This is a genomic window from Tardiphaga sp. OK245 (assembly GCF_900108575.1).
In the GTDB taxonomy this organism is placed as follows: domain Bacteria; phylum Pseudomonadota; class Alphaproteobacteria; order Rhizobiales; family Xanthobacteraceae; genus Tardiphaga; species Tardiphaga robiniae.
The window spans coordinates 856740-868807 of sequence record NZ_FNWZ01000004.1 but is presented as its reverse complement, the minus strand read 5'-3'; the positions used below and the strand labels follow the sequence as shown (position 1 = coordinate 868807).

The 12068-nt window shown below is 62.3% G+C and carries 8 protein-coding genes and 1 tRNA gene; 2 read left to right on the top strand and 7 right to left on the bottom strand.

The window, feature by feature from the left end:
* Positions 1-29: 29 nt before the first annotated feature.
* The 6 genes from argB to rpmH all read right to left on the bottom strand — a co-directional run bounded on the left by argB (position 30) and on the right by rpmH (position 4645).
* Positions 30-926: an acetylglutamate kinase gene (gene argB / locus BLW80_RS22740; RefSeq protein ID WP_068732793.1), complete on the bottom strand. Its 897-nt coding sequence runs from the start codon at positions 924-926 to the stop codon at positions 30-32.
* A gap of 92 nt (positions 927-1018) precedes the next feature.
* Positions 1019-1396: a DUF423 domain-containing protein gene (locus BLW80_RS22735; protein WP_093759798.1), complete on the bottom strand. Its 378-nt coding sequence runs from the start codon at positions 1394-1396 to the stop codon at positions 1019-1021.
* Entirely contained in the window at positions 1396-2046 is a 651-nt protein-coding gene (yihA, locus tag BLW80_RS22730; protein ID WP_089262794.1) for a ribosome biogenesis GTP-binding protein YihA/YsxC, read from the bottom strand. Before yihA ends, BLW80_RS22735 begins: the two co-directional genes overlap by 1 nt.
* 135 nt (positions 2047-2181) lie before the next feature.
* Positions 2182-4050, bottom strand: coding sequence for a membrane protein insertase YidC (gene yidC / locus BLW80_RS22725; RefSeq protein WP_093759796.1), 1869 nt, complete (start codon positions 4048-4050; stop codon positions 2182-2184).
* Positions 4051-4123: 73 nt separating this feature from the next.
* A complete protein-coding gene (gene rnpA, locus BLW80_RS22720) occupies positions 4124-4486 on the bottom strand; it encodes a ribonuclease P protein component (RefSeq protein WP_089262790.1) in 363 nt (120 codons plus the stop codon).
* Positions 4487-4510: 24 nt separating this feature from the next.
* Positions 4511-4645 (bottom strand): 50S ribosomal protein L34, encoded by a 135-nt coding sequence (rpmH, locus tag BLW80_RS22715; protein WP_011471298.1) that lies wholly within the window; start codon positions 4643-4645, stop codon positions 4511-4513.
* A gap of 447 nt (positions 4646-5092) precedes the next feature.
* Between rpmH and BLW80_RS22710 the strand changes: the two genes are divergently transcribed.
* Together BLW80_RS22710 and BLW80_RS22705 are read left to right on the top strand one after the other, a co-directional pair.
* Positions 5093-6520 carry an ATP-binding protein gene (locus BLW80_RS22710; protein WP_089263645.1) on the top strand — a complete coding sequence of 476 codons (1428 nt, stop codon included), beginning with the start codon at positions 5093-5095 and terminating at the stop codon, positions 6518-6520.
* Between the two features lie 150 nt (positions 6521-6670).
* A tRNA-Arg gene (locus BLW80_RS22705) sits at positions 6671-6747 on the top strand.
* A gap of 453 nt (positions 6748-7200) precedes the next feature.
* Here BLW80_RS22705 and BLW80_RS22695 read toward each other — a convergent pair.
* The gene (locus BLW80_RS22695; protein WP_093759793.1) at positions 7201-12027 is read right to left on the bottom strand and encodes an NAD-glutamate dehydrogenase; all 4827 of its coding nucleotides are present in this window, start codon (positions 12025-12027) and stop codon (positions 7201-7203) included.
* Between the last annotated feature and the right edge of the window lie 41 nt (positions 12028-12068).

Here is a 12068-nt window from a genome sequence, read left to right as displayed (position 1 = left end):
CAGGGCAGAGTGTGTGTCTGCCCTGTCCATCACTTGTGGATCAGCGTGCCCGTGCCCTGATTGGTGAAGAGTTCGAGCAGCACGGCATGGGGAGTCTTGCCATCGATAATGACGACGCCTTCGACACCCTGTTCGAGCGAATAGATGCAGGTCTCGACCTTCGGGATCATGCCGCCGGAAATCGTGCCGTCAGCGATCAGCTTGCGGGCATCCTTGATCGACAATTCCGGGATCAGCTTCTTCGACTTGTCGAGCACGCCCGGCACGTCGGTGAGCAGAAGCAGGCGCTTGGCCTTCAGCGCACCGGCGACGGCGCCGGCAAAGGTGTCGGCATTGACGTTGAAGGTCTTGCCGTCCTTGCTTGCTGCGAGCGGCGCCAGCACCGGGATCAGCTCATAGCCGATCAGCTGGTTGAGCAGCGTGAGATCGACCTTTTCCGGCTCGCCGACAAAGCCGAGATCGACCACCTTCTCGATGTTAGAATCGGGATCGACCATGGTGCGCGTCGCCTTCGACGCGGTGACCATGTTGCCGTCCTTGCCGCATAGGCCGACGGCCTTGCCGCCGGCTTCGTTGATGTAGCTGACGATCTGCTTGTTGATCGAGCCGGCCAGCACCATCTCAACGATCTCGATGGTCGCTGCATCGGTGATGCGCAATCCGGCGGCGAATTCCGATTTGATGCCGAGACGCTGCAGCATCTGCGCGATCTGCGGGCCGCCGCCATGCACGACCACCGGATTGATGGCGGTCTGTTCCAAGAGGACGATATCGCGGGCAAATGCGCGGGCCGTATCCTCGGCGCCCATGGCGTGCCCGCCATATTTGATGACGATCGTCTCTTCGTCATATTGCTGCATGTGGGGCAACGCCTCCGACAGGATGCGGGCCTGGTCGAGAGCACTGATGATGGGCGCGTCGGTCATGAAGCGGATCTCACGGTGAGCAATCTGCGGCGCGTTCTAGCCGATTGATTGCCGCCGCGCAAAGCATCGCTGCTCTGTCCAGTGGCCCGGCGTCAGGTGGGGCGCGGCCAAGCTGCGGATACCGCCAGCGCCAGCCAGCTCAGGATCAGCAGGGTGCCGCCGGTCGGCGCGGCCATTGTGAACAAGCCGTGACCGACATATTGGCGCAGGGTCAGGTCGCCGGCGAAAATCGCGGCAGCGATGACGAAGCCGAAGGCGGCCGTCAGGCCGATCTGCAGATGGGCGATGCCGCGCTCGATCAAAGCGACGGCGCCGAGAATGGCGGCGGCATGAAACAGCAGCATCGAGGAGGCCGAGGCCAGCCGCGTCGCGTCCGGCTGATGCGCCGAAGCGGCAGCCAGAATGACGCCGTCCGCGCCCATCACGCCAGCCAGGATGACAAGAATGCGAAACAGGCTAAAGCGGGTCATCAGTTGCGCTCGTTCAACAGGCGGACCATTGCAGCCCGCAATTCGGCCATGCCGTCACCGGTGCGCGACGATGTAACCAGCACGTCCGGAAAGGCTGCCGGATGAGTCCGCAACTCGGTGCGGACCTCTTCAAGGGTCTTTTCGAGTTCGCTCTTCTTCACCTGATCAGCCTTGGTCAGCACGATCTGGTAGCTGACCGCCGAACGATCGAGGGACTTGAGCACGTCGAGGTCGACATCCTTCAGGCCATGCCGGGAGTCGATCAGGACGTAGACGCGCGCGAGGCTCGCCCGGCCCTGGAGGAAATTGTAGATCAGCTTGGTCCAGGACGCGATCTTGACCTTGGGCGCCGACGCATAGCCATAGCCGGGCATATCGACGAGCCGGAAGTCGGAGCCATCGGGACCTTCGAAGAAGATCAGCTCCTGGGTGCGGCCCGGCGTATGCGAGGTCCGCGCCAGCGCGTTGCGCCCGGTCAGGGAGTTGATCAGGCTGGATTTGCCGACATTGGAGCGCCCGGCAAAGGCCACTTCCATTCCTGCCATCGGCGGCAGCGTCTCGATCGAGGGCGAGGCCCAGATGAACGTCCATTCGCCTGCAAAAAGCAGGCGGCCCTGTTCGATCAGCTTCGCATCGGTGTCAGTGGTCATGCGAAGTGGCTTTCTGTGCTGCTCCGGCCCTCATGGTGAGGAGGCGCGCAAGCGCCGTCTCGAACCATGAGCGCCCCGCCCTCGCCCTTCGAGACGCGGCCAAGTGGCCGCTCCTCAGGATGAGGGCTCCAAGGGTTACGTCTTCTTTTCAGCCGGCTTCTTCGCGAAGGTCGACTTCACGTTGTCGAACAGTTCGACCTTCACGCCGTTGCGATTCATGATGTAGGCCTGCTGCAGCACCGAGAGGGTGTTGTTCCATGCCCAGTAGATCACGAGGCCTGCCGGGAAGCCGGCCAGCATGAAGGTGAAGATCAGCGGCATCCAGTCGAAGATCATCTTCTGCGTCGGATCCGGCGGTGTCGGATTCAGCTTCATCTGGAACCACATCGTGATGCCCATGATGATCGGCCAGATGCCGAGCGCGAGGTAGTGACCGAACACCGGAATCGTCGTCGGATCGAAGGGGATGAGGCCGAACAGGTTGAAGAGATTGGTCGGATCATGCGCCGACAGATCCTTGATCCAGCCAAAGAACGGCGCGTGGCGCATTTCGATGGTGACGAACAGAACCTTGTAGAGCGAGAAGAACACCGGGATCTGCAACATGACGGGAAGACAACCGGCGATCGGGTTGATCTTCTCCTTCTTGTAGATCTCCATCATCTCCTGCTGCTGCTTCATCTTGTCGTCAGGGAAGCGCTCCTTGAGTGCCGCCAGCTGCGGCTGCACGGCCTTCATCTTCGCCATCGAGGCGTAGGACTTCGAGGCCAGCGGGAAGAAGATGATCTTCACCAGCACGGTGACGAGCAGAATGGCGATGCCGAAATTGCCGAACAGGTGGAAGAACCAGTCGAGCGCCAGGAACATCGGCTTGGTGATGAAGTAGAACCAGCCCCAGTCGATCAGAAGGTCGAAGTGGTTGAGGCCGAGCGCCTGATTGTAGCCGCCGAGGCCGACCGCCAGCGGGAAGTTGATGCCGACAGTGGCCGCTTCCTTGGCGCCGGCGAACAGGCGGGCATTGGCCGTGCCGGTGCCGCCGATGGCGATGGTCTGCGCGTCCTGCAGATAATCGGTCTGGTAGGTCCGCTGGGTGCCGGTCAGGTTCGACGAGAAACGGGCCTGCAGCTGCGCATTGGTGTCGGGCAGAAGTGCCGAAGCCCAGTATTTATCGGTGATGCCGAGCCAGGCATTGGTGACCTTGAAATTCACCGCCTTGGCTTCGTCGATCTTCTTGTAACCGTATTCCTGCAGACCCTGGTCGCCGAGATAGCCGACGAGACCTTCATGCAGGATGTAATAGCCTTCGACATGCGGCGTGCCGTGGCGCGAGATCAGCGCGAACGGATACAGCGTCACCGGCGCGTTGCCGATATTGCTGACGTCATCCTTGACCGAGAACAGGTAGCGGTCGTCGATCGAGATGGTGCGGGTGAAAGTCAGGCCGTCGCCGTTGTTGTACTTGAGCACGACAGGCGTGGTCGGCGTCAGGGCGTTGGAGCCTTCCTGCTGCCACTGGGTGTTCTGGTCTGGAATCTTGGTGTTTGCACCGGCGGCGGCGACCCAGCCGAACTCGGCATAATAAGGCGCGGCAGTGCCGGAGGGAGAGAACAGCACGATCGCCGGCGACTTCGGATCCACGGTGTCGCGGAACTTGGTCAGCGAGATATCGTCGAGGCGCGCACCCTTCAGCGCGATGCTGCCGGAGATGCGCGGCGTGTCGATCTTGACGCGCTGCGACGCTGCAATGGCGCTGTCGCGGCTGACGATCGGAGCATTGGCCGGCGCCACATTCGTGGGTGCGCCGCCTGCGGCGGTGGAATTCGCGGTCGGCGTCGTGCTGCCGGGCGTGGCGTTTGGCTGTGCGGTCGGGTTGGCGAGCTGGGTCTGCGTCGCGGTCTGTGCGCGCTGCTTCTCCATCTGCGGGATGTTGTAGAAATATTGCCAGCCGATCAGCACCAGGCCGGACAGAATGACGGCAATGATGGTGTTGCGATTGTCGGTCATCGTTCAGGTCTCGTCATTCAAATGCGGGTGCGGCTCTCGCTTCCGGCTGCGCGCTTGTCGCAGGCTGAAAGCGTCAGGTCACGCTGGTTTTAGAAGATTGCGTCTTAGAAGATTGCCGATCGAGGCGGTGCAGCGCCGAGCGGAGGTCGTCGAGCATCATCGTGAAATCGCGTTGGAGCGCGACACGACGGCCGACTAGCACATAATCGCTGTGGGGTCGCATGGATAAGACATCGACGCGCTTCACCAGTTCGCGAAGCCTGCGCCGGATACGGTTCCGCTCGGTGGCGGTTCCGTTTTTTTTGGTCACGGTAAAGCCGACCCTGATCGGGCCGTCGTCGTCACGTCGCCGGGTTTGCATCACAAAGGCAGGGCTGTTCACCCGCGGCCCATTGGCAGCGGCGAGAAAGTCCGCCCGCTGCCGTAACCGGTCCATGATGAACTCTCGGAAGAGATCCGATCAGGCGCTGAGGCGCTTGCGACCACGTGCGCGGCGCGCAGCCAGAACCTTGCGGCCGCCAACGGTCGCCAAGCGAGCGCGGAAGCCGTGACGGCGCTTGCGCACCAATTTGCTGGGTTGATAAGTCCGCTTCACGGGTCGTTCTCCGCTGACCGGGCAATTCGCCGAGTAATTTGAGGTAAGTCCTAAGATGTTGGCTCAACGAGCCATTTCCGGCCCAAAGACGAGCCGCACCCGATCCAAAACCGGGTCATCGCGGACAGTTGGCGGGCTTATACGGGAGCGTCCTGTTTTCGTCAATGTTGCCCTGTAGCGGTGTTCTGATCCGCCAAATTCTTGGAACTACGGGATTAATCCCAATTTCCCGGTGTTTTCAGGTTGTTGGCGGTTGTGAAATTGCTCTATGGCTTAAGCGTGTTCGCTGAGCGGACAAATTTAAGAACTGGTCGCAAACATCATCGTAACAAATCGTCGTTGGACCCGTATCTCTCGATAGTTCAGCGTCAGACCGTAAGATCAGAGGCCAATATTGTGTCTTCGGCCGGCGAAAAGCCCATCGAGCCCGCGTTCAGGCTCGGCCCCATGCGACGGCTGGGGCTGTCGGGCAAGCTGTTGCTGCTCACCATTCCGCTGGTGCTGATTGCCGAAATTCTCATTTATGTGCCCTCGATCGCCAATTTCCGGATCAACAGGCTGAACGACAGGCTGGCCGCGGCCAATACGGCAGCACTGGTGCTGGATGCCGCGCCGCTCGGCATGGTCCCGGAATCGCTGTCGCGACAAATCCTGAGCAGCATCGGCGCCCGTGCGGTGGCCATCAAGATGGGCCAGCAGCGCCGTTTGCTCGCCAGCGCGGATCTTCCGTCGCAGATCGACCATGACATCGATATGCGGTCGATGACGGTGTGGTCCGCGATTGTCGATGCGTTCGAGGTCATGCTGGAAACTGGCGATCAGACGATGCGCATCATCGGGCCGGCGCCCGGCGGGGCGCAATTCATTGAAGTAGTGGTCGATGAATTGCCGCTGCGGCAGGCGATGTATCGTTTCTCCAGCAATCTATTGTGGGTGTCGCTCGGACTGGCGATTCTCTCTGCCGGGCTGGTCTATCTGGCGCTGCATTATCTGTTCGTGCGGCCGATGCGGAATTTGACGGCCAATCTCGTCGCTTTCCATGAAAACCCCGAGAGCTCGGCGCGGATCATCGTGCCGAGCCAGCGCGCCGACGAAATCGGCGTGGCGGAGCGCGAATTGTCCGACATGCAGCGCGATCTCGTTTCGATGCTGCATCAGAAGAGTCGTCTCGCTGCGCTCGGCCTCGCGGTCTCGAAGATCAATCATGACCTGCGCAACCTGCTTGCGTCGTCACAATTGCTGTCGGATCAGCTCGCCAGCGTGCCAGATCCGCGCGTGCAGCGCTTCGCGCCGAAGCTGATGCGCTCGCTGGAGCGCGCCATCGCCTTCTGCCAGTCGACACTCTCTTATGGCCGCGCGCAGGAAGCTGCCCCCGATCGCAAGATGATTCTCGTTGAGCCGGTGGTCAACGAAGTCCGCGAATCGGCCGGGCTTGCGACCGACGTGTCGATCGGCTGGGTCAACGCCATCGAGCGCGGGCTGATGATTGACGCCGATCCCGACCAGTTGTTTCGCATTTTGCTCAATCTGGTCCGCAATGCGGCCCAGGCGCTGGAGGGGCAGCCGCAGAGCGACGTCGCCCCGCAGCAGATTCGCATTACTGGTCGCCGCGAGGGCGCTGTCACGATTCTCGAAGTGTCTGACACCGGCCCCGGCGTTCCGCAGCGGGCGCGCGACCACCTGTTCGAGGCATTTCAGGGCTCGTCCCGCCCCGGTGGTAGTGGGCTGGGCCTCGCGATCGCGGCCGAACTGGTCCGCGCTCATGACGGTGATATTCACCTTGTGGAAGGCACTTTGGGCGCCACCTTCCGGATCAGCCTTCCCGACCGGCCGGTGGAACTGCACAGCATCCGTAACGAACGCGCGCGGGCCTGAGCCGTCTTTTCCGGGTATGTCACGGGAGTGAAATAAGCGGCTCAGGGCGCTTGCCAAGCCGGGCTCGACCCGGTAGCTATGGCCCGCTTTCGCAAACATCGTTTCCGAAACGCATCCGGTGCTGGCGGCTTTGGCCCCACATCGCGGCACGCGCCCGTAGCTCAGCTGGATAGAGCACGTGACTACGAATCACGGGGTCAGAGGTTCGAATCCTTTCGGGCGCGCCATTTCCGCTTCATTGTGATGCGCCAATCATCGTCGCCATTGCTGCGCTTCTCGTAGCTTACGGGATACTTGCCACAACGTCGGGCCGGTTTTTCGCGAGCCAGGCTACGGCCTCGGGTCCATCAACGACGCACTCGAAGGTTTCCCAGGTGGGGTCCTCCAGGGATTCCGGTTGCAGTCGCTTCGCTGCATACTCAACGAGGTCGTGCAAGCGTTCGTATCCTCGTCGGCTCTCGAGGGAATCTGCAATCGCTGTGCTGGCCCATCCGCGTTCGGCCAAATCGATAGTGCTCGGAGCGTTAGCCTCGCTGAACCAGGGTGTGGCATCGAACTCGATGCAGCGGACACTATCAGCGGTATGGCAAGTAGCGTCGATCATTGGGGTCCTCCATTCGCTGGCTAACAACCTGCGCTAGCATTGCTCTTTAGAGTTTCATATCGCTGCCCCGCACGCCTCAGCCTTTGACCAAGTCCCCCAGCAGGTTTGCCGCCACCATCAGCTTGGCGAGCGTCAGGCCGCCAGCAGCAATCTCCTCGACTGCGCGGCGGATGCGCGTCGCCTCGGGATGAGCTGCAAGCCAGGTCTCCGCAGCCTGCTGGCCGGATTGGCCGGTTGCCAACATATCCGCAGCGAGGCCTCTTTCGGCAGCCGCGATCAGGTCGACGGCGCGGTCGATGGCGAGGCGTTCGAAACGATCGCTGGCGGGCACGCTGCGCGCGGCAGCGATGATGCGGTCGAGACGGAAATTGGCCTCGGCGGCAAAGAACGTCGCGGTGGCATCGCCGATGCTGCGGCCGGTGCGCTCGGCGACCGTCACGATGTCCGGCGCCGAGACCAGGGTGTCGAGATCGGCCAGTTCGCCGGCGAGGCCGGACGGGACGCCGGCATCGGTCAGCTCCTGCCGGCGCTTGCCGCGCGCGGCCTGCAAGTCCGGTGGCAGGGTGTTGTCGAGAGAGGCGCTGATCTCGCGGATACCCGGGCCGAAACGTGCGATCACCGCCTCGAGGCCATCCTTGAAATCAATATTGCGCACGTACCAGACCATGCGGGAAAGCAGAAGGTCCTGGACCGCCTCATAGAGGGACAATTGCAACTGCCCTTCGATGCAGGCGTCGAGCGTATCGATCGCATCATTTAGCCACTTGAGCCCGTAGGATTCATCCACCGCCACATAGGCCATGACGATGGTGGGGATATCGGCATCGGTTTCGTCGATCAGGCGCACGATACACGCCGGGCCGCCGCGGTTGATGACCGTATTGACGAGGCTGGTCGCGATGATTTCGCGTCGGAGGCGATGGAACTCTACCGCTGTCGGGAACCTGTCCTGAACCTGGCCCGGAAAATACCCGGAGAGCTCGCGGGCGAGATAAGGATCGTCCGGCACGCTGGTGCCGAGCAGGTCGTCGTAGAGCGTCAGTTTGGCGTAGGCGAGCAACACGGCAAGTTCAGGCCGCGTCAGGGACTGCCCGCGTCGTGTGCGCTCGGTGATCGCGGCGTCGTCGGGCAGGAATTCGACTGCGCGGCTGAGCAAGCGGCGCTGCTCGAGCGACTGCATCAGGCGAGTGAGGAAGCCGGTCTCGGCCACGCCCTTGCGTTCGGCGAGCGAGAGCGCGAGCGTCTGCAGATAGTTGTTGCGCAGGACCAGCGCGCCAACGTCGTCGGTCATCGCGGCGAGCAGGGTGTTACGGTCAGCCGGGCTGAGGCGTCCCTCGCGCTCGGGGCGGGCCAATGCGATCTTGATATTGACCTCGACGTCGGACGTATTCACGCCGGCCGAGTTGTCGATCGCGTCGGTGTTGAGCTTGACGCCCGTCTGCGCCGCTTCGATGCGGCCGCGCTGAGTGACGCCGAGATTGGCGCCTTCACCGATCACCCTGGCGCGAACGTCGGTCCCGGTGATGCGGATCGGATCATTGGCGCGGTCGCCGGCCTGATCGTCGCTCTCCACCGACGCCCGGATATAGGTGCCGATGCCGCCAAACCACAGCAGGTCTGCGCGCGTCTTCAGGATCGCCGTCATCACCTCGAAGGGCGTCGCCTGCGGCTTGTCGAGATCGAGCAAGGTGCGCACTTCCGGTGCGAGCGGAATCCCCTTGAGGGAGCGCGAGAACACGCCGCCGCCTTGCGAGATCAGCGATTTGTTGTAGTCCTGCCAGCTCGATCGCGGCATGTCGAACATGCGCTTGCGTTCGGCGTAGCTGATCGCCGGATCGGGAGAGGGATCGATGAAGATGTCGCGGTGATCGAACGCCGCAACCAATTTCGTCGCGGGCGAGAGCAGCATGCCATTGCCGAAGACGTCGCCGGACATGTCGCCGACGCCAACTACAGTGAAAGGCATGGTCTGAATGTCGGTGCCGAGCTCGCGGAAGTGGCGTTTGACCGCCTCCCAGGCGCCTCGCGCCGTAATCCCCATCTTCTTGTGGTCGTAGCCCTGGCTGCCGCCGGAGGCGAAGGCATCGCCGAGCCAATGGTTCTTCTCGGCCGAAATCGCGTTGGCGATGTCGGAGAAGGTGGCGGTGCCCTTGTCGGCGGCGACGACCAGATAAGGATCGTCGCCATCATGCCGCAAGGTCGAGTCGGGCGGGAGGAGGTCGTCGCCGTCGAGATTGTCGGTGAGTTCGAGCAGCGAGCGAACGAAGATGCGATAGGCTTCGGTGCCTTCCGCGAGCCACGCATCGCGGCTGGAGGGCGGCGGCAGGCGCTTCGGCACGAAGCCGCCTTTGGCGCCGACGGGCACGATCACGGCGTTCTTGACCTGCTGGGCTTTGACCAGGCCGAGAATCTCGGTGCGGAAATCCTGCGGCCGATCGGACCACCGCAGTCCGCCGCGCGCAACCTTGCCGAAGCGCAGGTGAATGCCTTCGACGCGGGGAGAATAGACGAAAATCTCGTAGAGCGGTCGTGGAGCCGGCAGGTCCTCGATTCCGCGCGCGTCGAACTTGAATGAGATCACCGGACGCGGATGTCCGTCCTCGCCGACCTGCCACAAATTGGTGCGGATGGTGGACTGCACCAGATTGGTGAAACGGCGGAGGATGCGGTCTTCGTCGAGCGATGCGACGGATTTGAGCTGCTCCTCGATATCGGCAAGGAGGGCGGTCTCCCGGGCCGAGCGCTCGGCATCAGTAAGGGTGAGGCGTGGATCGAGGCGGGCCTGGAATAGCGCGACGAGGTTGGCGGTGATCGCTGCGTTCTTGCGCAGAGTCTCCCACATATAATCCTGGCTGAACGGCGCGCGGATCTGGTGCAAATAGCGGGACAGCGCCCGGATGGTTGAGACTTCGCGCCAGCCCAGGGCCGTACGCAGGATCAGCCCGTTATATCCGTCGGATTCGGCTCGATCACCGACCACCGCCATGATCGAGGCTTCGAGCCGATGGCTGAATTCCCGGTTGATCTCGATCGGCTGGCCGTCGCTGGTCTCGATCGTCATGTCGTGCAGCCACACCGGCTCAGGCCTGGCACCGGGCACGATCTGATAGGTACGTTCATCGACCACGCGCAGGCCGTGATTTTCGATCACCGGCACGCGATAGGACAGCGACAGCGGCGCGGCATCCGAGAACACCTTCAGGCCGAAGCGTTTGGGATCGTCCTCGCCCTCGAAGCGATGAACCGAAATCGTCACCGGGCGGGTTGGCGTGAGCCTTTCGATGGTGGCGATATCGGCTATCGCCTGTTCCGCCGTGGAAACCTCGGTATAGCCGCCGGTAAAGGCCTGGGCATAGCGATTGGCGAGCATGCGGGCCCGCATGCCATCGGTAGACGCAGTCAGCGCGGCCTTCAGCTTGTCGGCCCAGGTCGCGGCAATGGCGCTGATCCCGGCTTCCAGCGTGGCGCGCTCGACGGCAGGAGTCTTACCTTCATAGCGTCCGATGATGTAGTGAACGCGCGTCAATGCTCCTTCGGGGAAAGACACGTAGGAGGCGGCCTGCATCCCTTTGTAGATCTGCGACAGGAAGGCGCCGACGCGCATGCGCACATCAGTGTCGTATTTGTCGCGCGGAATGAAGACGAGGATGGAGACGAAGCGATCGAACTTGTCGACCCGAGCGAGCGCCCGGACGCGGGGGCGCTCATAGAGGATCAGGATCTCCATGACGAAATTGAAGAGGGTGTCGACGTCGACCTGGAATAGTTCGTCTCGCGGATATTCCTCGAGGATGTGCATTAGCGCCTTGCCCGAATGGCTGTTCGGATCGAAGCCGGCGCGCTGGAGCACCCGCGATATCTTGTGGCGAACATAGGGGATCTGTCGTGCCGAGCGGGTATAGGCGCCTGAGGTGAACAGGCCGACGACTCGTAGTTCACCCTCGAGCCGGCCGTCGGGCGCATAGAGCTTGATGCCGATATAATCCATCCGGATGCGGCGATGAACGCGGCTACTCACATTGGCCTTGATGACGATGAGTAGGGTCGGCTCGCGCATGAACTCGCGAATTTCCGACGTCATCACCACCATTTCGTTGCCGCGGCGCAGGACCTTTACATCGGGGTCACGGAGGATGCCGAGGCCCTCAGCGGTCGTGATGTCGTCCGACGCATCGCTGTCGGGCGAGAAGCGATACTCGCGCACGCCGAGAAAGGTGAAATTGTCCGCGCACAGCCATTGCAGGAACTGGTTGGCCTCGGCGACCTCGTCGATCGGCAGCGGCGGTGGATTGGAAGAGAAAGTCTTGATCGCGTTCTCGACGCGGTCGCGCATGACGCGCCAGTCCGCGACGCTGGCGCGCACGTCGCTTAACGTCCTGGTGAGGCCGTCAATCAGCCTCTCGCGGTCAGCGTCGGCGTCGAGGCGGGTGATGTGGAGGTGAATCAGGCTCTCGCGCGCGCCCTTTGCCCCTTCCGGCAGCGCTTCACCGTGGAAGTGCAGGAGCTTGCCTTGGTCATCGCGCTCCACCGCGATGATGGGGTGAGCGACGAGGGTGACTTCGATGCCCTGCTCGGCGAGCTCCGCCATGATGGAATCGAACAGGAAAGGCATATCGTCGTTGAGAATTTCGAGCACGGACATCTCGCGCCCGTCCGGCATCATCGGATTGACGACGCGGATATCGGCACGACCCGCCGTGCGTCGCTGTATATGCTCCCAGGCTTGCTCCGCCAGGAAGGCAAGCGAGGAGGCATCGTAACTGGCGAGGTCCTCGGCATTGGTGTAGCCGAACATAAGCTCGGCAAAGGTTCGGGGAGCCTTGCCCGGCTGCACGCTTCCCGCCGCGTCGCGGATCAGAGTTGCCCGGGCCTTGTCGTCACGCCACGCCATAGCGTCCTCCACGTCCCAGCCAACTCACCGCAATTACGGTCGGCCGTTGTTTT

What these genes read in the sequence shown, in the direction of transcription:
- BLW80_RS22710 (WP_089263645.1), top strand. Translation starts at nt 5,093, where the DNA reads ATGCGACGGCTGGGGCTGTCGGGCAAGCTGTTGCTGCTCACCATTCCG.
- BLW80_RS22735 (WP_093759798.1), bottom strand. Translation starts at nt 1,396, where the DNA reads ATGACCCGCTTTAGCCTGTTTCGCATTCTTGTCATCCTGGCTGGCGTG.
- argB (WP_068732793.1), bottom strand. Translation starts at nt 926, where the DNA reads ATGACCGACGCGCCCATCATCAGTGCTCTCGACCAGGCCCGCATCCTG.
- yihA (WP_089262794.1), bottom strand. Translation starts at nt 2,046, where the DNA reads ATGACCACTGACACCGATGCGAAGCTGATCGAACAGGGCCGCCTGCTT.
- rnpA (WP_089262790.1), bottom strand. Translation starts at nt 4,486, where the DNA reads ATGGACCGGTTACGGCAGCGGGCGGACTTTCTCGCCGCTGCCAATGGG.
- yidC (WP_093759796.1), bottom strand. Translation starts at nt 4,050, where the DNA reads ATGACCGACAATCGCAACACCATCATTGCCGTCATTCTGTCCGGCCTG.